A 21,159-nucleotide genomic window follows, 5' to 3' on the forward strand; every position below is an offset into this window, starting at 1 on the left:
CCGCGCCGTGCGAGCGGAGCTCAGCGCGCCCCGGCCCGGACCTGCAGGCTCGTGGAGCGCAGGCGCTCGGGCAGGTGGAGGTGGTCGGCGTCCGCGACGCTCACGCGCAACCGCCGAGCGGGCAGCGCGTGCGGCAGGGCGAGGTCGGCCCCCGGCTGGCCCGAGAGGCGCAGCGCGGCGGCGAGCTCGTGCACCAGGACCTCCTGGCGGTGGGAGTCGCGCACCGAGAAGACCCACAGGTCCTGACGGTCGGGCTGGGGTCGCCAGGTCCCGGTCCGCGTGAAGGCTCGGGAGACCTCGGCCGTGGGCCCGACGAACGTGACCGAGCGCAGCGACCACAGCGCGGTGCGGTTGGTCGCGGACGCTCCCTGGTCTGCCTTGAGCAGCGACACGGGGCGCTGGGTCCCGACGATCGCGGCGACGCTCGGCGCCACGACGTCCGCGTAGGGCACGGCGTAGGGGCTCAGGAACGGACCGAACGAGCCGACCACGAGCCCTCGTTCCAGCACGAGGAGCTTCTCGCTCGCGACGAACCGCAGGATCACGGCCAGGACGAGTCCCATGCCCAGTGCGAAGACCGCGACCTGCAGGAGGCTCCCGTTGAACGCCACGACGGCGACGACGAGCGCGAAGACCCCCGCCACGATCCCGATCCCACGCGCCGACAGGGTGCACGACTCGACGTGGCGCAGCTCGCCGAGGGTGGGCCGGTGCCGCTCGGCGACGTCACGGACCTTGCGGGTCGGGCGGTGGCTCGACGGCGAGAGGAGGGGCATCGGCGGGGCGCTCCGAGGGCTCGTGCGGGACGGGGTCGTGCTGCGGTCCCGCAGCCGCGCCGATGCTATCCGACAGGCAGGATTCCCTACCGGGCGTGCCGTTTCGACTGTGCCCGCGCCAACGGGTGACAATCGACGCATGTCAGCAGCCGGATCTCTCCCCGTCCCCGACCCCGCAGCGTCGTTCGAGGCGCACGTCGAGTGGGCCCGGGCGACGCCGGTCGAGGGGTTCGACCTGACACCGATCGACGACCGCTGCGTCGAGGACCCGTTGCCCTGGGACTACCTGGTGCTGGCGCGCGAGCTCGTCGGGAGCGGCCGGGGCCCGGTCCTGGACCTGGGCACGGGCGGCGGGGAGGCGTTCTCGTCGCTCGCGCCCCTCCCCGAGGGCTCGGCAGCGACCGAGGGCTGGCCCCCGAACGTCCCCGTGGCCCGACGGCGCCTCGAACCCCTGGGTGTGGACGTCCGGCAGGTGGGGAGCAGCAAGGGCGAGGGCCTCATGCTCCCGTTCCTCGACGGCCGGTTCGCGGTCGTCCTGGACCGGCACGAGGAGTTCGAGGCCTCGGAGGTGCTGCGGGTCCTGGAGCCCGGGGGCGTGTTCATCACGCAGCAGGTCGACAGCCGCGACGGGATCCGGCTCAACACCGCGCTCGGCGCGGACCTGCCGTGGGACCCGGACGACGTGACGATCGAGGGCGTGGCGGCCGAGCTGGCCGAGGCCGGGTTCGTGATCGACGTGGCCCGCGAGCACGTGGGGACGCGCCACTTCCACGACCTGAGCTCGCTGCTCTGGTACCTCAAGGTCATCGCGTGGCAGGTCCCGGAGATCGCGAGCCTCTCCCCCGAGGCGGTCGCGAGGTTCGAGGCACCGCTGCGGGCGCTGCACATGCACTTCGCGGCGGGCAACGAGTTCGTCGACGAGGCTCCCCGCTTCCTCGTGGTGGCGCGCAAGCCGTTCTGAGCCCGGGGCGGCGGAACCCTCGTAGGACGTGACCGAGCGTGCTCGGGGTGCGCTCCGTCGTCGGGCTTCTTGGGCATGAAGAAGCCCGCGGGCTGGTGGATCTCTCCACCCGTCGCGCTGGACGAGGGCGCGACTCCCGCGGGCTCCGGTGGTTGCTCGGTTCTCGCCGGTCGTGGGTGACCTGACGGTCACCGGTCGGCCGCGGGTTCCTCGCAAGGTCCGTCGCTCGATGGCACGACTAGCGTGCAACCACCTCATGTGTCCGAAGATTCTTCACTTCGTGGACCACCTCCTTTCCCATGTGCCGACGACGCTACGCCTGCTCTCCGAGGCTGCCAAGACTATTTCTCCCACGGCTCAGCGGGCCGTCGCGTCGGGCTCGGGAGCGGGAGTCGTCGGCGTGCGCGACGAGGCCCCGCCCTGGTCGACGCCCTCGCGCCGGGAGGCCGCGACGACCCGCGACGAGCACAGCAGGCCCAGGAGCAGGAACCCCGCCGCCACGTACAGCGAGACGCGCGTGCCGTCGCTGAAACCCTCGGACAGCGCGTCGACGACCTCGGGCGTCTTCTCGCCGAACTGGCTCCTGGTGCCCTCGGTGCGCAGCTGCGGGATGGTCCCACCCGCAGACTGCTGGGTGGCGTCCGCGACCTGCGTCGCGACCGCGGGCGGGACGCCGTCGACCTTCTCGAGCGCGGGCGGGACCGCGGTCGAGAGGCCGATCGCGAGCGCGGCACCGATGAACGCCGTGCCCAGCGCCGAGCCGAGCTGGCGCGCCGTGGACTGCGTCGCGGACGCCTGGCCGGACTCCTCCTCGGGGACGTCGACGAGCGTCGTGCCCGTGAGCTGCGCGGACGCGAGCCCCAGGCCCAGGCCGTAGATCACGAGCAGGGCCGCGATGAGCCACGACGACACGGTCGGCGTCACGACGAGCGCGACCGCGAGCACCCCGACGACCTCGAGCACGAGGCCCAGGACGATCGTGCGCGGGGACCCGATCGCGGCCGCGAGGTGCCGCGCCATGGCCCCCGAGACGAACGCGCCGGCGGCCATGGTCGCGAGGACCACGCCCGCGCCCAGGCTGGTCAGTCCCAGGATGTTGACGAGGTAGAGCGGCAGCACGAAGATCAGGCCGAACTCGCCGATCGCGACGAGCATCGCGGTGAGGTTGCCCCAACGGAACGTCGCGACGCGGAAGAGCGTGAGGTCGAGCAGGGCCGAGCGCGCGACCCGCGCGCGGTGCCGCTCCCAGAAGGCGAACAGGACGAGGAACAGCACGCCGATCGCCCCGATCACCGGCACGGGCGAGACGGGGGCGTCGGTCCCCCAGACAGCTCCGAAGAGCTTGAGCTCCGCCTTGGGCGTCCACCAACCGAGGGACTGCCCCTCGATGAGCGCGAACACGACCGCGCCGAACCCGAGCGCGCTCGTGAGGAGGCCGACCACGTCGAGCCCCGGCACCGTGATGTGCGCGCGGGTCTCGGGGACCACGAGGAGCGCCCCGATGACGACCGCGACCCCGATCGGGATGTTGACGAGGAAGATCCACGGCCACGTGAACGACGTCGTGAGCCAACCACCGAGGAGCGGCCCGACCGCGGCCATGCCCGAGATCACCGCACCCCAGATGCCGAACGCGACCGCCCGGTCCTTGCCGCGGAACGTCGCGTTTACGGTCGACAGGGTCGCGGGGAGGACGAACGCGCCGCCGACCCCCTGGATCAGGCGCGCGACGATCAGGGTCCCGGCGTCGTCGGCCTGGGAGGCCAGGACGCTGCCGCCGAGGAAGACCACGACGCCCACGAGGAGCAGGTTGCGTCGACCGAGCCGGTCGCCCAGGCGGCCCGCGGTCAGCAGGAGCGCCGCGAACACGACCGAGTAGGACGCGTTGACCCACTGCGCGTCGTTGAGGTCGAGGTGCAGGTCCTCGATGATCGTCGGGAGCGCGACGCCCACGATCGTCCCGTCGAGCACGATCATCGACAGCGCGGTCGCCAGGACGAACAGCCCCGCCCAGCGGTGGTCGCTCTTCCCGCCCGTGGCCGTGGCCTGGTCCGGTGCGGCGGAGGACCCGCCCGACTCGTCCGACTGCGCGCTCATGGACGCTCCTTCGAGTAGGGGGCGATGCCGTGCCCCTGGGGGGTGGGGTCAGGCCGGGAGCAGGTGGTCCCACTCCTCGGGGTAGTCGTCGAGCCACGAGGCGAGCGACTGGGCGGGCCGCCCGGCGAAGCGCTCGACGACGTCGCTCACCACGGCCAGGTCCCCCGCGGCGATCGCGGTGTAGGACGAGACCCAGCCGTCGACCGCGAACGGCGGCGCGGCATAGACGGCCCGGGACGCGTACGCCTCCTCGACGGTCTCCGGGTGGTACGTGATGCTCCGGCCCGTGACCTGGGACAGCAGCGCGGCGACCTCGGTGAGCGTCAGCGCCTCGGGGCCCGTGAGGTCGTAGGCCTTGCCGTCGTGCTGCGCGGGGCGCTCGTCGAGGAGGATCGCGGTCGCGACGTCGGCGATGTCGTCGTGCGAGACCGAGGACAGGCGCCCGTCGCCCCCGGGGCCGCGGATCACGCCGTCGTCCCCGACCATGTGGACCAGGCCCTGGTGGTACAGGTTGTCGCGCAGGAACGTGTGCCTGAGGCCCGTGCCCTCGATGTACTCCTCGGTGTGCCAGTGGTCGCGCGCGAACGTGAACGTGGCCTCCGGGCCAGCGCCGAGGAACGACACGTAGACGATGCGCTCGACCCCGGCGGCCACCGCCGCGTCGACGGCCGCGCGGTGCTCCTCGACCCGGTTCGGGGCCTCACGGGCCGAGACCAGGAAGACCGAGCTCACGCCCTGGAAGGCGCGCACCATGTTCGGCGTGTCGGTGTAGCCGGCCGCGACGGCGACCTCGGACTCGGGCAGCGGCTCGCCGTCGAGCAGGCGTGGTGCGCGCGTCGCGTCGCGCACGACGAGGCGCTGCCGCGCGCCCTCGGCGGCCAGCCGCAGCGCGAGCTTGGAGCCCAGCCGCCCGCTCGCCCCGGTCACGGCGACGAGCCCCGAGTCGGTCCTGATGGTCATGCGTCCACGGTAGGCCGGGCGGAGGGGAACCGCCTGGGGGCGCCTCCGCGGCCCCGCCCGTGGGGGCCAGAGGACCGCGGCCGCCGTGCCTCCGGCACACTGGAGGCGTGACGACACCGACCTCTCCTGCTCCCGGGGGCGACCGCGGGACCCACGACGCTCCCCGCGCCGCGACGCCGGACCCCGCGCACCGGCCCTACCGCGTCATGACGGTCTGCACGGGCAACATCTGCCGCTCCCCCATGGCCGAGATCGTGCTGCGCGACCGCTTCGAGGCCGCGGGCCTCGGCGGCCGGGTCGTGGTGGACTCGACGGGCATCAGCTCGGAGGAGCACGGCAACCCCGTGGACCATCGCGCGCGGCGCGTCCTGGCCGAGCACGGGTACGACACGGGCGAGGGGCACCACGCCCGGCAGGTCCGCCCGAGCGACGTGGTCTCGCGCGACCTCGTGCTGCCCATGACCTCGCAGCACGCCCGTGCGCTGCGGCGCCTGCACGGCGACGGCAACGTGCGCATGTACCGGTCGTTCGACCCGGCGGCGCCCGTCGTCCCGCCCGAGCGGGTCGAGCGTGACGAGCACCTGCTCGACATCGACGACCCCTGGTACGGCGGCATGCAGGACTTCGAGGACTGCCTGGCGCAGGTCGAGGCCGCAGCCGACAGGATCGTCGAGCACGTGCGTCAGGAGCTGGCCAGGCGTCAGGCCTGAGGGCCCGCGCCCGACCGGTCGAACCACCCGCGCACGGTGTCGCGCACCGCCCCGGCGGCGTGCCCGACCCACCCGACCCACCCGGGTGCCCGGTCGTCCGGCGTCGGGTCCTCCTCGGGGGCGGGGGGACGCTCGGGCACGTAGCCCCGCACCCACGTCGCGATGTCGTCGTACGCGACGGCCCGCACCGGCGGGGCCGAGAGCACGACGTCGTGCAGCGCCCCGTCGATCCGCACGAGCGTGACCTGGCTGCCCAGGTCCGTCGAGCGCCGGGCGATCCCGACGACGTCGAGCGCGGTGTCGCTGCGCATCATCTCGGGCGACCACGTGGGCAGCAAGGTGCTGCGCGCCGAGAGCAGCACGAGCACGGGGACCGTGATCCCGAGGCCGCGCTCGACCGTCCCCTGACCTCGCAGGATCGCGGTCAGCCAGGCCGGGTGCGTCGGGAAGCCGCGCACGGGGCGCCACGCGAGGTCGTAGTCCCACTCGCCGTCGAGCGTGCGGGACACCGAGCGCGTGTAGAAGCCGAGGTCGACCTGGGGCAGGGGCGCTCGCGGGTCGAGGCGCGCCTGGAGCTCGAGCGCGGGCGCGAGCACCTTGCGGCCGATCCCCCGGGCCTGGAACTCGAGCCACGGGCTGTTGAGCACGAGCGCGGCGACGCGGTCCTGGTGGCGCGCGGTCCACAGGCTCATGGTCAGGCCTCCCGTCGAGTGCGCCATGAGGACCAGGCTGCGCTCGTGCTTGGGGCGGTCCGCGGTCAGGATGCCGTGGCCCATGGTGGTGAGCGCGGCCTCGATGTCCTCGTCGTACGTCGCGAGGTCGGTCACGAACCCGGGGGTCTGCCCCGGTCGGAGGCTGCGCCCGTACTTGCGCAGGTCGAGCGCGAAGAAGCGCGCGCCGCGGGCCTCCCAGAAGTCCGCGAGCTCGGTCTGGAAGAAGTAGTCGGACCAGCCGTGCACGTACAGGACGTCGATCCCGCGGTCGGCGACCAGCGGGTCGCGGGACTCCCGGGCGTCGGCCGCGGAGCCGCCGCCCGCCCGACGGCGTCGCACGAGGGTCGCGACCACCTCGCCCTCGTCGTCGGGCGTGAGGGGCAGGGTCAGCTGCTCGAACCCGTCGAGCACGTCGGGCTCCCAACCGGTGGTCTCGGTGGGCTGGGCGTCGGGTTCGGGCATGTCCCGAGGGTAGGAGCCGGGGTGCGGGGGCGCGCGGTGGGAGGGGGAAGTCAGGTCTCGTCGTCGTCCCGCCGTGCCCGACGGCGCCACCACCGCCGGGTGGGTTCGTCGCCCGCGGTGCGCCTCGCCCCGGGCGAGGCGTCCGCGGAGGTGCGGGACGGCGTCGGGCCGGTGGTGCTGCGGGCCGTGCGACGCTCGCGCCACAGCGACACCTCCTCCTCGACGTCCCGCAGCGGCGTGACCACGGGAGGACCGCCCAGGAGCTGGCGCCGTGCGTCGACCACGCGGGCGTTGAACTCCTCGACCACCTCGCGCACCGACTCCTCGGAGAACTGACGGTCGAGCTGGTCGCGCAGGCGGGCGTCGTCGGCCCGGAGCTGGGCGGGGGGCAGGACACCTGTGATCTGCTCGCGCTCGACCAGGTTCTTGAGCCACCAGTCGGGGTCGTGGTGCGAGCCCAGCCCCGGGATGGGCTTGCCTGCGAGCGGCAGGTCGTCGAACTCGCCGCGGGCCATGGCCTGGCGCACGAGCTCGTCGACCCACTGGCCGCGGTTCTCGAGCGGCAGCCGGGGCCCCGCGGTCCGCGGGGGCTCCGTCCCCTCGTCCTCGGAGCCGTGCTCCTGGGTGTCCTCCGCCGCCTCGCGCGCCGCCTCGCGGTCGACGCGATACTGCGCGGCCCGGCGCACCGGGTCGTCCTCGCTCATGGGTACCTCCCTGCGGCCGTCTCGCGAGCGTGCTGGTCCCATCCTTCCTGGTTCTCCCGCTCGCGGAGAAGAGGCTCGACCACGGAGACTGGCACCCGACGAGACCGGCACGGGGGCGCTCCGTGCGATCGAGGTTGTACGCTGGGCCGCCGTGCTCGGACAGGCGGCGTGCTCGTACCCGGTGATGAAGCCGCCGGGACAGGCCCGGCAGCGTGCTGCCGTGAACGGCCCGCACACCCGCGGGAGGGGGAGCTGCAATGACACAGAGCACTGACGAAGAGATGCTCGGACCGGCCGAGGCGATCGACCTCGAGAACTGCGCCCGGGAACCCATCCACATCCCGGGCCGGATCCAGCCGCGCGGGGTCCTGCTGGTGGTCCGCGAGAGCGACGGCCGGGTGGTGCAGTGCTCCACGAACGTGCGCGGCGTCCTGGGGCTCGCGCCGCAGGACGTGATCGGTGCCGGGCTGGTCCAGGTCCTCGGACCCCAGGACGGCACCAGGTTGCTCGACCATGCCGCGCAGCACCAGGACCTGGCTCCGCACAACCCGGTCGAGATCCGCACGGGGCACGGGCGCACGGTCGAGACCGACGCGATCCTGCACCGCCCGCCGCTCCCGGACGGTGCCGAGCCCGTCGTCGTGATCGAGCTCGAGCAGGCCGTCGTGCGGCCCCTGAGCTTCCCCAACACGTACCAGGCCGTGCGCACGGCGCTCGCGGACCTCGACCGGGCGTCGACGCTCGACGCGCTGTTCACGACGGCGGCCGAGCACGTGCGCCGCCTGACGGGCTTCGACCGCGTGATGATCTACCGGTTCGACGCCGACCACAACGGCGAGGTCGTCGCCGAGGCCAAGCGCGAGGACCTCAACTCGTTCTACGGGTTGCACTACCCCGCGACGGACATCCCCCGCCAGGCCCGGGCGCTGTACGAGAAGAACTGGATCCGGTTGATCGACGACGTGGACTACGTCCCGAGCGACGTGCTCCCCACGGCCCTCCCGACGACGGGCGAGCCGCTCGACCTCACGTACTCGACCCTGCGCAGCGTCTCCCCCATCCACCTCGAGTACCTGCGGAACATGGGCGTGGGTGCCTCGATGTCGATCTCGCTGCTGCGCGACGGGCGGTTGTGGGGTCTCATCGCGTGCCACCACTACGCCGGCCCGCACCATCCGTCCTATGCCGTGCGGGCCGCCGCGGAGTTCCTGGGGTCGGCGCTCTCGGTGCTGCTCGTGGCCCAGAGCGAGGAGGACCGGCTCGTCGCGTCGCGGGCCTCGTCGAGGCTGCTCGCCGGGCTCGTCGCCGACAGCCGTGACGAGGACACCTCGCTCGTCGAGGCCATCACGGCCGACGGCCGTCTCCTCGACCTCGTGGACGCCGACGGCGTCGTCGTGCTCGCCGAGGGTCGTTCGGCGTCGCTCGGACGGGTGCCTGACGAGGAGGGGGTCGCGCTGCTCGTCGGGTGGCTCACGGGCCTGCTCGCCGAGACCGTCGACGAGGTGGTGGCGGTCGACTCGCTGCGGGTCGCAGCCCCCGAGATCGCCGACCTGCTGCCCGACGTCGCAGGCGTCCTGGGCGTGCTCCTGAGCGACGGGCAGGCCGTGGTCTGGCTCCGGGACGAGGTGCTGCGCAGCGTCGACTGGGGCGGCGACCCCCACAACAAGGCCATCGCGCTGAGCGAGGGCGACACGGTCCGGCTCAGCCCCCGGAGGTCGTTCGACCGGTGGCGCGAGGTCGTGAGCGGCCACAGCGAACCGTGGGCCGAGGACGCGGTCGAGAGCGCCGGCACGCTGCGCAGCCACCTGGTCGAGGCGCTCTACCTCCGTGGACGACGGGACGTGCGCGCCGCAGAAGCGCTCCAGCGCAGCCTGCTCCCCGCGACGCTGCCGGACACGCCGGGCTGGGACGTGACCGCGCGCTACGAACCGGCCGGCGGCGGGTTCGTCGGCGGGGACTGGTACGACGCGTTGCTGCTGCCCTCCGGGGCGCTCGCGCTCGTCGTCGGGGACGTCACGGGTCACGGGCTCCAGGCCGCCGCCTCGATGGGGCAGATCCGCAACACGCTGCGCGCGGCGCTCGTGCGCGCAGGGACCGCGCAAGGGGCCGTCGAGCAGCTCGCCGAGACGGTGCAGTGGACCATGCCCGGGCAGATCGCGACGCTCGTGGTCGCGGTCGTGGACCTCGACGAGGGCACGGTCGAGTACGTGACGGCCGGGCACCCGCCGCCCTTCTTCCTGGTCCCGGGCGAGGGCGTCGTCTGGGGGCGGCTGCTGGGCAGCCCGCCGCTCGGGCTGCCCAGCCGCGGCGTCGTCGCCGGGACCACCACGATCGGCCCCGGAGGTGCGCTCGTGCTCTACAGCGACGGGCTCTTCGAACGTCGCGACGAGTCCCTCAAGGCCGGGCTGCGGCGGCTCGCGGGGACGTTCGCCGAGCACGTGGGCGACGTCGACGCGGTGCTGCGCTCGACCCGGGACCCCGAGTCCGAGGACGACGCGACCCTGCTGGTGCTCCGCCGTCGGGCCGGGGACGCGCGCGGCTGACGCACGCCTCGCGCGCCTCTCGAGCAGGCTGCGCCGGCGGTGCCTCGCGCGCCGGCCGTGCCCCCGAGGGCACAGGTGCTCCGCGGGTCAGGGCGCCGCCCCTGCGGGCACGGCCGGCGACGCCGCGTCCCGTGCCGCGCCGAGGCGTGCCCAGACGTGCTTGCCCTCGGCGACGAACCATCCCACGTCGAGAGCGAGCCGCTGCGCCAGGACGAGCCCGAACCCGCCGTCGCCCGGGAGCCGCGGGGCGGCCACCACGGGGGCCCGGCTGGTGTCCTGGTCGATCACGTCGACGATGTACTCCTCACCGTCCGTGAGGAGCTGGACCGTCGTCGGTGGGCGTCCGTGCCGCAGCGCGTTCGTGGCCAGCTCGCTCGCGACCAGGACGATCTTCTCCGAGACCTCGGCCATCGCGCCGTCGGGGGCCAGCGGACGCCCTGTCAGCTCCTGGTGCAGCGACGTGCGCAGGATCGAGAGCTCGTCGAGCGAGTCGAGCTGCCAGACGCGGACCACGCGGAAGGTCTCGGGCGGACGGGACGAGGGGATCGTGGTGTCCATGGGCGTTCCTCCGTGGTTGCCGGGCTGTGTACGTGCGTGGTGTGCGGGTGCGACGCCGCGGCCGGGGGTGGTGGCCCGTGACGTCGGGACGGTCAGTCGACGAGAGTGAACTGCGAGATGACGCCGCTGATCTCCAGCAGGTCCCGGATGCGATCCGGTACCCCGACCAGGACGGGTTGTTCGCCACCTCCGAGCACCGAGAGGTACAGCAGGCGCAGACCCCCCGAGTCCATGAAGGTGACCTCGGTCAGGTCGATCGTGACGGGACCCTCCGCGCGCTGGACGGAGCGGGCGAGGTCGCCCTCGGAGCGGTCCTGGACCGCGGCGTCGACCTCTCCCCACATGGTCCACCGAGGACCGGAGTCGTCGATACGGACTCCACCTTGCATCGTCTGATCAGGCACTGATCGCCTCTCGCTCGTCTCGTGCGGCCGCGTCACCCGCCGCGCGACGGACGGGGACCCGTGCCAGGTTACGGAACTCCGGGCCGAGGTTCCTCCCGGGGCGTGTCTCGTCACGGGACCTGCACACCGCGGCGGGCGTCGTCAGGCGCGTCATCCCGGGCATGATGGCCTCATGAAGGTCTCGCGCAGGTCGCACGTCCCACCGTTCGCCGTCATGGAGGTGCTCGCCGCGGCCAACGCGCGCCGCGACGCGGGCGAGTCCGTCCTCAACCTGTGCGCCGGGGAGCCCGCGACGGGGGCCTCGGACGTGGTGCGACGCCGCGCGATCGACCTCCTCGAGTCCGGGGACCTGGGCTACACCGAGGCCATGGGCGTGCCCGCGCTGCGCCGAGCCATCGCCGACCACTACGAGCGCACGTACGGCGTGGTCGTCGAGCCGTCGCGGGTTGCGGTGACGACCGGGTCGTCGGGCGGGTTCATGCTCGCGTTCCTCGCGGCGTTCGACGCGGGGGACCGCGTCGCGCTCGCCCGACCGGGGTACCCCGCCTACCGGAACATCCTCGCCGCCCTCGGGTGCGAGGTCGTCGAGCTCGACTGCGGCCCCGAGACCCGCTACCAGCCCACGGTCTCCCAGCTCATGGAGGCCTACTACGAGGGCGGCCTCGACGGGCTCGTGATCGCGAGCCCGGCGAACCCGACGGGGACCATGATCCCGCCGGCCGAGCTGGCGGCGCTCTCGGCGTGGTGCACCGACCACGACGTCCGTCTCGTCAGCGACGAGATCTACCACGGGATCGTCTACGCCGACCCGGCCTCGCCGGCCGGGGAGACCGCGACCGCGGCGCAGTACCTCGACGACGGTGCGGTCGTCGTCAACTCCTTCTCGAAGTACTGGGCCATGACGGGCTGGCGGCTCGGGTGGCTGCTGCTGCCCGAGGACCTCGTGGGCGCGGTCGACGCGCTCGCGGGCAACATCGCGCTCAGCCCGCCCGCGCTCGCCCAGCACGCGGGCGTCGCGGCGTTCTCGCCCGAGGGGTACGCCGCCGCGGCGGAGAACGTCGCCCGGTACGCGGACTCGCGCGCGCTCGTGCTGGACCGGCTCGACGACCTGGGCTGGGACCCGGTCGCCCCCGCCGACGGCGCGTTCTACGTCTACGCGAACGTCGCGGCGTCGGGGCTCGACTCGGTCACGTGGTGCGAGCGGCTGCTCGCCGACACGGGCGTCGCGCTCACGCCCGGCACGGACTTCGACGGCGTGCGCGGGGGCGAGTGGGTGCGGCTGTCGTTCGCGGCCGCGCCCCAGGTCGTGGCCGAGGCCGTCGACCGGATCGTGGCGTGGCGCGCGGCGGGGTACCGGCGGGCGTGATCGCCGCGCTGCGGCGAGCTGTCCGAGGTGTCGCCGCCGAGCTGTCAGAACTGGCCCGGGGTAGGGCCCGGCCACGTTCTGACATCCAGGCCGTGGGAGGAGCCGAGGAACCCTCAGGCCGCCAGGTCCACCGAGCGCACCTGAGCGGCGGGCACCTCGAGGGGCACGACGACGGCCTGGGTCGCGCGACGCCGTCGGGCCTTGACGAGCACCACGATGGCCTGACCGCCGATCACGATCCACACCACGTTCGCGACCGCCGACGGCCACACGCCGTTGACCGCGGCGACCAGGCACATGAGCCCGGCGCCGACGAAGTTCGTGAGCTGGAACCGCAACGAGTCGCCCGACCAGCGGCCACGCGTGACCATCGCGTACGCGGTGACCGCGGCGATCGCACCGACCCATCCGAGCGGGGTCACGACCATGTCGACGAGGGAGGGGGAAGCGGACATGGCGGTCTCCGGGCAGGGGTCACGAAGGGATCGGGGAGGGGGGACCTGGTGGGAGCTGCGACGCTGCAGCGACCAGGGGGATCGTGGGCGCCAGCCCCTTTTGAGGAGGACCGGCCGGCGCCACGTCACAAGTGTGGCCCCGAAAATCATTCAGCACAATTGAAGAACTCTGACGTGGCCGTTTAGCATCTCTACATGGCCACGGACCCACGAAGACTTGGTTTCCTGCTTGCCGTGCACCGAGCCGGAGGTGTCCTGGCTGCGGCCGACATGCTGCACGTGACGCCCTCTGCCGTGTCTCAGCAAATAGCGCGTCTGGAGGCCGAGGAGGGCATCCAGGTCCTCGACCGCGGACCCCGGGGCGTGACCCTCACGCCCGCGGGCCGCATCCTGGCCGACGCGGCAGAACGCATCGAGGCCGAGATGGTCGAGGCCCGCAAGGCCATCGTCGCGATGAGCGAGGAGATGACGGGCACGGTGTCCGTCGGCTCGTTCCAGACGGCCATCCGCGCGGTCGTCGGCCCGACCTTCGCATCCCTCGAGACGCGCTACCCGGGCGTCGAGCTCGACGTCCAGGAGCTCGAGCCCGCCGACGCGCTCCGGCTGCTGCGCACGGGCGACCTGGACGTCGTGCTCCTCGAGCGCGACGAGGATGCCGACTCCCCCGCCCCCCGCGGCATGCGTGAGGTCCCGCTGCTCGACGAGCCGTGGCGCGTCGTCGTGCCCGCGACGTTCCCCACGCCCGCACGCCTCGACGACGTGAGCGACGCCGTCTGGCTGGGCCCCGAGCCCACCACGGCCGCGGCGCGCGCCCTGCGCCGCCTCTCGCGCACGCTCGGCACGACCCTGCGCACACGCCACTCGTACTACGACTTCGACGTCGCGCTCGCGCTCGTCGCAGCCGGGCAGGGCGTCGCGATGCTCCCGGCGCTCGCGGTCCAGGGAGAGATGCCCGACGGCGTCACGGTCGTCCCGCTGCCGGGCTTGGGTTCGCGACGGCTCGTCGCGCGCCACCGGGCCACCCGGCACGAGCCGCGTCCCGTCGTGAACGCGGTCATCGACGAGATGGTCGCGGCGGCCTCGGCGATCGAGCTGGGGTGAGGCGCGCGACGCCGTGCCCGCCGCCGAACACGTCTCAGCGCGCGGCCACGGCGAGCTCGCCGTCGTCGAGGACCGTGAGCTCGTCGAGCAGGCGCGTGAGGGTGCTGACCGACCGGTCCCACCTGCTCGACCGCGGGTCGACGGGGGTGTCCGCCCCGGCCGGGACGGCGTCGGGCTCGGCGAGGTGCCGCGGGACGTAGGTGCTGGTCGACTGCTGGGCCTGCGTACTGCTGTCCATACCGGGTGATTCCCCCTCGGGGCGCTCGCGACGATCCCCGTCGCACGCGCACGACGAGGTGAGCACCTCATCCTTCCCGGACGACCTGTGGGGCAGAGGAGGCGCGCCCCACGACCGTGCGCGGGTCAGTGGGGAGTGTCGTGGAGATCGTGTGGGAAACGGTCGCAGCGCGCGTCGGCGCCTCTCCTCCTACCGTTGCAGTGTGCGCCCCTCGCGAAGCACGACCGCTGCGCTCGTCGCGGCCCTCGCCGTGCTGCTCGGACTCCCCCTCGCCCTGCTCGTCGCTGCCCCGGCGGGAGCCGTGACCACGGCAGGCTGGGCCGCCTGGGACCCGCTCGCGGGCAGCGGGGGGAGCTTCACGACCACGGTGCGGCTCCCCGCGGGTGGCTTCCCCGCCGCGACCGTCACGTCCGACTCACGGTCGGGCCAGGTGGGCGTCCAGTCGGGTGCGAGCTCGTGGCTCGGCGCGACGACGCCCGTCGGGGCGACGTACGGGTCGAGCCAGGGGCAGCCGTACCTGAACCTCCGCCCGCGCGCCGACTCGCCGAGCGCGCCGTCGACCACGACCTACACGTTCGAGCGCCCGACCCCGGCCGGAGGATGGACGTTCGTGCTGGGAGACGTCGACGCCGACCAGGTCACGGTGAGCGCGCGCGGTCTCGCGGGCCGGCTCCTCACGGGCGCCGAGCTGGGCTATCGCGGCAGCTTCAACTACTGCGCCGTGACGCCGGGCCCTGCGTGCACGGGCACCGACGTGCCCACGTGGGACCCCGCCACGGGGGTGCTCGTCGGGAACGCGACGGCCACCGAAACGTCCGGCGCGTCCGCCTGGTTCGAACCCACGGTGCCCCTCACGAGCCTCACGTTCCTCTTCCAGCAGCGCTCGGGCTTCCCGGTCTACCAGACCTGGTTCGCCTCGCTGGCCCGCGACGTCAGCGGCACCATCACTCTGCAGGGCGGGGGCCCGCTGGCCGGTGCCACGCTCTCTCTCCTCTCGCCCGAGGGCGTCCGGCTCGCGACGACGACCTCGGCCGAGGACGGGACCTACGGCTTCGCCGGGTACACCGCGGCCGACGGCTGGACGGTCGAGGTGACCCCGCCGCCCGACCCGGACGGGCCGGGGCTGATCGTCGAGGGACCGTCCCGGCTCCCCGCGGACCTCGCCGACGAGGACGCGACGGGTGTGGACTTCCTCGTCCGAGAGATCGTCCCGGTCCCCGTGAGCGGCGCGGTCCGCACCGACGGGGGCCGGCCGGTGCCCGGTGCGACCGTCACGATCGACAGCCCGGGCGGTCCCTCGTTCACGGCGACCACCGACTCCCAGGGGCTCTACCTGGTCGACCAGGTGCCTGCAGGGCCGCACACGATCACGCTCACCCTGCCCGAGGGCTTCCCGGTCGCTCCCCCGCCGATCCAGATCGAGGTCCCCGAGGCCTCCGAGGTGCCGATCACGGACCAGGACTTCGTGGTCCCGACCCTCCCGTCGCTCTCCGGGACCGTGACCGCGGGCGCCGCGGGGGTCCCGGGGGTCGTCGTGACCTTCACGGGGCCGGGCGGGGTGACGGGCAGCGCCGTCACGGGCGCCGACGGCGGCTACCGGTTCGAGCAGCTCCCCGCGGGCCCGTACACCGTCGCCGTGGCTCCCCCGGCGGGGTTCACGGTCGAGGGGGCCGGGACCCGCGCCGTCACCGTCGGGGCCGACGACGTGACCGGGATCGACTTCGCGCTCGCGCGCCCCGGGGCGATCGGCGGCACGGTCACCGACGACCAGGGGGCGCCCGTCCCGGGCGCCGTGGTCCTGGTGAGCGGCCCCGACGGGGACACCTCGTCGACGACCGACGACGCGGGGAGCTACTTCGTCGACGGCCTGCCCGCGGGCGACTACGTGATCACGCTGACCGTGCCCGACGGCTACACGGGCACCGGGCCGGTCGAGCGCGCCGTGACGCTCACCGACGCGGGCGAGTCCCGGCTCGACCAGGACTTCGCGGTCGCCACGGCCGACCCGCCCGTCGACCCGCCCGTCGGCCCCGGCGGCGCGCCCGGCGGGGGCACCGTGCCCGACGGCGGCACCTCCACCGCGCGCCCTGCGCCCGAGCACCTCGCGGCGACGGGGCTCGACGCGGGCGCTCTCCTCGGGGTCGGGCTCGCCCTGACGACCACCGGAGTGCTGGTGGCAGCGGGCGGACGGAAGGTGTGCCGTCGGGCGTGAGGGACGCGCTCACCCCTCCGGACACCGCTCCCGCAGCCGGACCGCGGCCAGGACACCCCCGGCGTAGCCTGCTCGGATGGACGTTGCAGTGCTCGGTGCGACCGGGGACGTCGGACGGCAGGTGTGCACGCAGCTCGTCGAGCGACGCATCCTGCCCCCGACCTCCCGCCTCCAGCTCGTCGGACGCCCCGGCGGGGCGTCGGGGCGCGCGGTCCACGGCCTGCGGGCGGACCTCGTGGACGCCTACGACGAGCACGCACCGCTGATCGACGTGGCCCACTCCCCCGACGACGTCGTGGCGGACGTGATCGTCGTCGCGGCGGGAGCCACGTCGCCCGCTCGGGCGGGGGCCTCGCTCGACAGGACCCGGCTCGCGCTCGGCAACCGCGAGGTCTTCGCCGGCTACGCCGACGCGATCGCACGGCACGGCTCGGGGCACGAGGTCGTGATCGTGGTGTCGAACCCCGTCGAGGTGGGCGTCGCGGTCATGGCGCGGACGCTCGGCGCGCACCGCGTGGTCGGGATGGGCGCGTGGCTCGACACGCTGCGCTTCCGGCGCGAGATCGCCGCCGAGCTGGGCGTGCGGCGGCACCGCGTGGGCGGGTTCGTCGCAGGGCAGCACGGTGAGGACGCGGTCCCGCTGTGGTCGACGGTCCGCATCAGCGGCCACGACCCCGCCGAGCGCGAGCGCACGCTGCGGCGCCTGCGCCGAGGCCGCACGCTCGACGCCTTCCCGCGCGAGATCGCCGTGGCCCAGGCCGAGCTCGTCGAGGTCGCGGCCGTCGACGTCGGGGCGGCCTACCGGCTGATCGACACGTGGCCCGCTGACCTGCGCCTCGTCGCGCGCCCGTGGATGACGCACCAGAGCGGCGCCAAGACCGCGACGGCGACCGCCGCCGCGACCGCCGACCTGGTCGAGGTCGTGCTCGACGGCCGCGAGACCGTCGTCGCCGGCCAGGTCGCTCTCGACGGCGAGGTGTCGCTCGCGGGCGAGCGGCTGCGGGGGGTGCTGGGGGTACCGCTCGTGCTGGGCCCCGAGGGGTGGACGCGCGTCCTCCTGGACCCCCTGCCCGACGACGAGGCGCGCCGCCTGCGGGGAGCGGCGGCAGCCGTGGGGGCGTCGCTGCGGTCGGCGGGGATCGAGGAGGCGGCCGGAGCTCGGGCCGGCTCCGGCGACGACCTCCCCCTCGAGGACCTCGGGGCAGAAGAGGCCGGCATGGAGACCGGGACGGAGGGCGACCAGGTCGGCGAGACCGGCACCCGTGCGCGGATCGCGGCCGTCGACGGGCAGGGCGCTCGGGACGGTGCGTCCGCGCCCGAGTCCTCGTGGGCCGCCCAGGTCCACGGACTGCATGGCGTCGGCACCCTCACGGGCCTCGCGGGCGTGTTCTCGACGCGTGGCGTGAGCTTCGAGTCGTTGGCGACCGAACCCGTCGACGGTGACGGCGACGCGGGGACGATCCACGTCACCTTCCGGGCGACCCGTCGACGTGCCCGGGCGCTCGAGCGTGCGGTGACCCGCCTCGCGACGGTGCGCTCCGTCGTCGTGCAGGAGACCACCGACCGGCCGTCCTCGCCGCGTGCCCGGGCCGACCGCTAGGCTAGGAGCCGCACGACCACAACCACATACTGCTGCTCGAACCACTGCGGGAGAGCCCGGCCACCTCAGGGTGAGGTCGGCGCCGAAGGAGCAACTCCTCCCCGAGAAACTCTCAGGCCGACGTACCGCGGTGGCGAGGCAACTCTGGAAAGCGGTGACCCCGTCCCCCTCGGGGGCGAGTCCCCTACCGACGGTGCAAGCCGGCGCGCCCCGGGTCCGCGAGGACCATGGCGGACCGGCAAAACTCTCAGGTCGACGCTGCGCGTCCGATGACAGAGCGGGGAGGAACTGGTGGGCTCCCGAGCCCGCCGCCGTCTTCCTCGCCGACCCCCGGAGACCTCCGTGACCCAGCAGTCCAGCGACGCGTTCGACCGCGCGCACTTCCCGTTCCGCCACATCGGCCCCCGCCCGGTCGCGGCCGACGCGAACGACGTCCCCACGGGCGAGGTCGCGGCGATGCTCGCCGAGCTCGGCTACGACTCGCTCGACGCCCTGGTCGACGCCGCGGTCCCGGACTCGATCCGCACCGACCGCCCGCTCGACCTGCCGGCCGCACGCACCGAGACCGAGGTCCTCGCGGACCTGCGGGCCATCGCGGCGAAGAACGTCGTCAAGAGGCAGATGATCGGGCTCGGCTACTACGGGACCATCACTCCCCCGGTCATCCGCCGCAACGTGCTCGAGTCCCCCGCCTGGTACACGGCATACACGCCGTACCAGCCGGAGATCTCGCAGGGACGCCTCGAGGCGCTCCTCAACTTCCAGACCGTGGTCCTGGACCTCACGGGGCTCGAGGTCGCGAACGCGTCGCTGCTCGACGAGGCCACCGCTGTCGCCGAGGCCGTGGCGCTCATGTGGCGCGCGGCCAAGGGCGGGGCCGGCGTCGTGGTGCTCGACTCGGAGCTGTTCCCCCAGACCGTCGCGGTGACGCGCGCGCGGGCCGAGTCGGTCGGCCTGCCCGTGGTCGTCGTGGACCTGTCGCAGGGTCTGGCGGCAGGCCTCGCGGCGGCCGGTGCCGCGGACGAGAAGCTCATCGGCGTGGTGCTCCAGCAGAGCGGCGCCTCGGGCGTGGTCCGGGACCTGCGTCCGCTCGTCGCGGAGACCAAGGACCGGGGCGGCCTGGTGACGATCGCCGCCGACCTGCTCGCCCTGACGCTGCTCGTCTCGCCCGGAGAGCTCGGCGCGGACGTCGCGGTGGGGTCGGCCCAGCGCTTCGGTGTCCCGCTCTTCTACGGCGGTCCGCACGCGGCGTTCATGGCGGTCCGCAAGGGCCTCGAGCGGTCGCTCCCCGGCCGTCTGGTCGGCGTGTCGGTCGACGCGGACGGGGACCAGGCCTATCGGCTCGCCCTCCAGACCCGTGAGCAGCACATCCGCCGCGAGAAGGCGACGAGCAACATCTGCACCGCGCAGGCGCTGCTCGCGATCGTCGCGTCGATGTACGCGGTCTACCACGGGCCCGCGGGGCTCCGGGAGATCGCGGAGCGTGTCCACTCGCGTGCCGTGGCGCTCGCCAACGGCCTGCGCGCCGCGGACGTCGAGGTCAGGCACGACGTCTTCTTCGACACGGTCTCGGCCGTGGTCCCCGGCCGCGCGGCGGCACTCGTCGCTGCCGCCGCAGACGCCGGCATCAATGTGTACAACCCGGACGCAGATCATGTACAGATCGCGTGCGACGAGACCACGACGCCCGACGACGTCCTCGCGCTGGTCGAGGTGTTCGCCACGGGCCAGGACCTCGAGTTCGAGGGCGGCGGCAGCGTGCTGCCGGCGGACCTGCTGCGCACGACCGACTACCTGAAGCACCCGGTGTTCCACCGGCACCGCTCCGAGACCGCGATGCTGCGCTACCTGCGCTCGCTCTCGGACAAGGACCTGGCGCTCGACCGCACCATGATCCCGCTGGGCTCGTGCACCATGAAGCTCAACGCGACCGCGGAGATGGAGGCCATCTCGTGGCCCGAGTTCGCGGACGTGCACCCGTTCGTCCCGGCCGAGCAGGCCCTCGGGTACGCCGAGCTGATCGAGGGGCTCCAGTCGCAGCTCGCCGAGATCACGGGCTACGCGGGTGTCTCGGTCCAGCCCAACGCGGGGTCGCAGGGTGAGTTCGCGGGCCTGCTCGCGATCCGCGACTACCACCGCTCGCGTGGCGAGGAAGGGCGCGACGTGTGCCTCATCCCCGCGTCGGCGCACGGCACCAACGCGGCGTCGGCGGCTCTCGCGGGCATGCGCGTCGTGGTCGTGGCGACGTCCGAGAAGGGGGAGGTCCAGCTCGACGACCTGCGCGCCAAGCTCGAGCAGCACGGCCCCCAGGTCGCGGCGATCATGATCACCTACCCCTCGACCCACGGCGTCTACGAGGAGCACGTGCGCGAGGTCTGCGATCTTGTACATGCTGCCGGTGGGCAGGTGTACATAGACGGGGCGAACCTCAACGCGCTCGTCGGACTGGCGCGCCCGGGCGAGTTCGGCGGCGACGTCTCGCACCTGAACCTGCACAAGACCTTCTGCATCCCGCACGGCGGTGGCGGCCCCGGCGTCGGGCCCGTCGCCGTGGCCGAGCACCTGGTGCCCTTCCTCCCGGGCGACCCGCTCACGGATGAGGGCGCCTCGCCGGTCTCGGCCGCGCCGTTCGGCTCGGCGGGCATCCTGCCGATCTCCTACGCCTACGTCGCCCTCATGGGACCCGACGGCCTCGAGGCCGCGACCAAGACGGCCGTGCTCGCCGCGAACTACCTGGCCAGCCGCCTGACCGAGCACTTCCCCGTCCTGTACACCGGCGAGACGGGCCTGGTCGCGCACGAGTGCATCCTCGACCTGCGCGGCATCACCGCGCAGACCGGAGTGACCGCGGAGGACGTCGCCAAGCGCCTCATGGACTACGGCTTCCACGCCCCGACGCTGTCGTTCCCGGTCGCGGGCACGCTCATGGTCGAGCCGACCGAGAGCGAGGACCTCGCCGAGCTCGACCGTTTCGTCGACGCGATGGTCGCGATCAAGGCCGAGATCGACGAGGTCGCCGCAGGGACCTGGGCCATCGAGGAGTCCCCGCTGCGCGGGGCGCCCCACACGGCCGCCGCCGTGGTCTCGGACGCGTGGGACAAGCCGTACTCGCGCGAGGTCGCGGCCTACCCGCTCGCCACGCTGCGGGCCGGCAAGTACTGGCCGCCCGTGCGCCGCATCGACGGCGCCCGGGGGGACCGCAACCTCGTCTGCTCCTGCCCCCCGATCGAGTCGTACTCCTGAGGTCGACCGGTCCGGCACGGCCGCGAGGTCGTGCCGGACCGGTCGGCCCCGGGCCC

17 protein-coding genes and 1 riboswitch are annotated in these 21,159 nt (G+C 73.7%); of the genes, 8 read left to right on the forward strand and 9 right to left on the reverse strand.

The features are described 5' to 3' along the window. Positions 1-20 precede the first annotated feature (20 nt). A complete protein-coding gene (locus tag ACFWGN_RS02855) occupies positions 21-776 on the reverse strand; it encodes a hypothetical protein (protein WP_377615587.1) in 756 nt (251 codons plus the stop codon). Between the two features lie 139 nt (positions 777-915). On the opposite strand from ACFWGN_RS02855, the gene ACFWGN_RS02860 reads away from it, so the two are divergent. Beyond that, positions 916-1,737: a methyltransferase domain-containing protein gene (locus ACFWGN_RS02860; protein WP_377615588.1), complete on the forward strand. Its 822-nt coding sequence runs from the start codon at positions 916-918 to the stop codon at positions 1,735-1,737. Positions 1,738-2,094: 357 nt separating this feature from the next. Here ACFWGN_RS02860 and ACFWGN_RS02865 read toward each other — a convergent pair whose 3' ends face one another. Then, on the reverse strand, positions 2,095-3,834 hold the full coding sequence (locus tag ACFWGN_RS02865; RefSeq protein WP_377615589.1) for a DHA2 family efflux MFS transporter permease subunit: 1,740 nt from the start codon (positions 3,832-3,834) through the stop codon (positions 2,095-2,097). 48 nt (positions 3,835-3,882) lie between these two features. Next, the gene (locus tag ACFWGN_RS02870) at positions 3,883-4,794 is read right to left on the reverse strand and encodes an SDR family oxidoreductase (protein WP_377615590.1); all 912 of its coding nucleotides are present in this window, start codon (positions 4,792-4,794) and stop codon (positions 3,883-3,885) included. A 206-nt stretch (positions 4,795-5,000) separates the two neighbouring features. On the opposite strand from ACFWGN_RS02870, the gene ACFWGN_RS02875 reads away from it, so the two are divergent. Further along, positions 5,001-5,504, forward strand: coding sequence for a low molecular weight protein-tyrosine-phosphatase (locus ACFWGN_RS02875; protein ID WP_377615785.1), 504 nt, complete (start codon positions 5,001-5,003; stop codon positions 5,502-5,504). Here ACFWGN_RS02875 and ACFWGN_RS02880 read toward each other — a convergent pair. Both ACFWGN_RS02880 and ACFWGN_RS02885 read right to left on the reverse strand, forming a co-directional pair. Next, complete coding sequence (locus ACFWGN_RS02880) at positions 5,495-6,679, reverse strand: alpha/beta hydrolase (RefSeq protein WP_377615591.1); 1,185 nt, start codon at positions 6,677-6,679, stop codon at positions 5,495-5,497. The genes ACFWGN_RS02875 and ACFWGN_RS02880 overlap by 10 nt on opposite strands. Before the next feature lie 50 nt (positions 6,680-6,729). Then, positions 6,730-7,383 carry a DUF1992 domain-containing protein gene (locus ACFWGN_RS02885; protein WP_377615592.1) on the reverse strand — a complete coding sequence of 218 codons (654 nt, stop codon included), beginning with the start codon at positions 7,381-7,383 and terminating at the stop codon, positions 6,730-6,732. A 257-nt stretch (positions 7,384-7,640) separates the two neighbouring features. Between ACFWGN_RS02885 and ACFWGN_RS02890 the strand changes: the two genes are divergently transcribed. After that, positions 7,641-9,926 (forward strand): SpoIIE family protein phosphatase, encoded by a 2,286-nt coding sequence (locus ACFWGN_RS02890; protein WP_377615593.1) that lies wholly within the window; start codon positions 7,641-7,643, stop codon positions 9,924-9,926. Positions 9,927-10,013: 87 nt separating this feature from the next. On the opposite strand, the gene ACFWGN_RS02895 is transcribed toward ACFWGN_RS02890, so the two are convergent. Further along, positions 10,014-10,484: an ATP-binding protein gene (locus ACFWGN_RS02895; protein WP_191801834.1), complete on the reverse strand. Its 471-nt coding sequence runs from the start codon at positions 10,482-10,484 to the stop codon at positions 10,014-10,016. 92 nt (positions 10,485-10,576) lie between these two features. Then, positions 10,577-10,888, reverse strand: coding sequence for an STAS domain-containing protein (locus ACFWGN_RS02900; RefSeq protein WP_318244398.1), 312 nt, complete (start codon positions 10,886-10,888; stop codon positions 10,577-10,579). Between the two features lie 172 nt (positions 10,889-11,060). Here ACFWGN_RS02900 and ACFWGN_RS02905 point away from each other — a divergent pair, with 172 nt between their 5' ends. Continuing rightward, positions 11,061-12,254 (forward strand): aminotransferase class I/II-fold pyridoxal phosphate-dependent enzyme, encoded by a 1,194-nt coding sequence (locus ACFWGN_RS02905; protein WP_377615594.1) that lies wholly within the window; start codon positions 11,061-11,063, stop codon positions 12,252-12,254. Positions 12,255-12,367: 113 nt separating this feature from the next. Here the strand turns inward: ACFWGN_RS02905 and ACFWGN_RS02910 are convergent, their stop codons facing one another. Further along, complete coding sequence (locus ACFWGN_RS02910; protein ID WP_191801838.1) at positions 12,368-12,709, reverse strand: hypothetical protein; 342 nt, start codon at positions 12,707-12,709, stop codon at positions 12,368-12,370. A 195-nt stretch (positions 12,710-12,904) separates the two neighbouring features. Between ACFWGN_RS02910 and ACFWGN_RS02915 the strand changes: the two genes are divergently transcribed. Beyond that, positions 12,905-13,810: a LysR family transcriptional regulator gene (locus ACFWGN_RS02915; RefSeq protein ID WP_191801840.1), complete on the forward strand. Its 906-nt coding sequence runs from the start codon at positions 12,905-12,907 to the stop codon at positions 13,808-13,810. A gap of 34 nt (positions 13,811-13,844) precedes the next feature. Here the strand turns inward: ACFWGN_RS02915 and ACFWGN_RS02920 are convergent, their stop codons facing one another. Then, positions 13,845-14,048: a hypothetical protein gene (locus ACFWGN_RS02920; protein ID WP_191801842.1), complete on the reverse strand. Its 204-nt coding sequence runs from the start codon at positions 14,046-14,048 to the stop codon at positions 13,845-13,847. 202 nt (positions 14,049-14,250) lie between these two features. Here ACFWGN_RS02920 and ACFWGN_RS02925 point away from each other — a divergent pair, with 202 nt between their 5' ends. The 3 genes from ACFWGN_RS02925 (at position 14,251) to gcvP (ending at position 21,103) form a co-directional block, all read left to right on the forward strand. After that, positions 14,251-16,260, forward strand: a complete 2,010-nt coding sequence (locus ACFWGN_RS02925) for a collagen binding domain-containing protein (protein WP_377615595.1) — start codon at positions 14,251-14,253, stop codon at positions 16,258-16,260. 76 nt (positions 16,261-16,336) lie between these two features. After that, positions 16,337-17,860 (forward strand): lactate dehydrogenase, encoded by a 1,524-nt coding sequence (locus tag ACFWGN_RS02930; RefSeq protein ID WP_377615596.1) that lies wholly within the window; start codon positions 16,337-16,339, stop codon positions 17,858-17,860. 37 nt (positions 17,861-17,897) lie between these two features. Next, positions 17,898-17,998, forward strand: a riboswitch (glycine riboswitch). Positions 17,999-18,202: 204 nt separating this feature from the next. Further along, positions 18,203-21,103: an aminomethyl-transferring glycine dehydrogenase gene (gene gcvP / locus ACFWGN_RS02935; RefSeq protein WP_377615597.1), complete on the forward strand. Its 2,901-nt coding sequence runs from the start codon at positions 18,203-18,205 to the stop codon at positions 21,101-21,103. Positions 21,104-21,159 lie beyond the last annotated feature (56 nt).

The sequence above is a fragment of the Oerskovia sp. NPDC060338 genome (genome assembly GCF_042726295.1).
Classification (GTDB): domain Bacteria; phylum Actinomycetota; class Actinomycetes; order Actinomycetales; family Cellulomonadaceae; genus Oerskovia; species Oerskovia merdavium.

What these genes read in the sequence shown, in the direction of transcription:
- ACFWGN_RS02855 (WP_377615587.1), bottom strand. Translation starts at nt 776, where the DNA reads ATGCCCCTCCTCTCGCCGTCGAGCCACCGCCCGACCCGCAAGGTCCGT.
- ACFWGN_RS02860 (WP_377615588.1), top strand. Translation starts at nt 916, where the DNA reads ATGTCAGCAGCCGGATCTCTCCCCGTCCCCGACCCCGCAGCGTCGTTC.
- ACFWGN_RS02865 (WP_377615589.1), bottom strand. Translation starts at nt 3,834, where the DNA reads ATGAGCGCGCAGTCGGACGAGTCGGGCGGGTCCTCCGCCGCACCGGAC.
- ACFWGN_RS02870 (WP_377615590.1), bottom strand. Translation starts at nt 4,794, where the DNA reads ATGACCATCAGGACCGACTCGGGGCTCGTCGCCGTGACCGGGGCGAGC.
- ACFWGN_RS02875 (WP_377615785.1), top strand. Translation starts at nt 5,001, where the DNA reads ATGACGGTCTGCACGGGCAACATCTGCCGCTCCCCCATGGCCGAGATC.
- ACFWGN_RS02880 (WP_377615591.1), bottom strand. Translation starts at nt 6,679, where the DNA reads ATGCCCGAACCCGACGCCCAGCCCACCGAGACCACCGGTTGGGAGCCC.
- ACFWGN_RS02885 (WP_377615592.1), bottom strand. Translation starts at nt 7,383, where the DNA reads ATGAGCGAGGACGACCCGGTGCGCCGGGCCGCGCAGTATCGCGTCGAC.
- ACFWGN_RS02890 (WP_377615593.1), top strand. Translation starts at nt 7,641, where the DNA reads ATGACACAGAGCACTGACGAAGAGATGCTCGGACCGGCCGAGGCGATC.
- ACFWGN_RS02895 (WP_191801834.1), bottom strand. Translation starts at nt 10,484, where the DNA reads ATGGACACCACGATCCCCTCGTCCCGTCCGCCCGAGACCTTCCGCGTG.
- ACFWGN_RS02905 (WP_377615594.1), top strand. Translation starts at nt 11,061, where the DNA reads ATGAAGGTCTCGCGCAGGTCGCACGTCCCACCGTTCGCCGTCATGGAG.
- ACFWGN_RS02910 (WP_191801838.1), bottom strand. Translation starts at nt 12,709, where the DNA reads ATGTCCGCTTCCCCCTCCCTCGTCGACATGGTCGTGACCCCGCTCGGA.
- ACFWGN_RS02915 (WP_191801840.1), top strand. Translation starts at nt 12,905, where the DNA reads ATGGCCACGGACCCACGAAGACTTGGTTTCCTGCTTGCCGTGCACCGA.
- ACFWGN_RS02920 (WP_191801842.1), bottom strand. Translation starts at nt 14,048, where the DNA reads ATGGACAGCAGTACGCAGGCCCAGCAGTCGACCAGCACCTACGTCCCG.
- ACFWGN_RS02930 (WP_377615596.1), top strand. Translation starts at nt 16,337, where the DNA reads ATGGACGTTGCAGTGCTCGGTGCGACCGGGGACGTCGGACGGCAGGTG.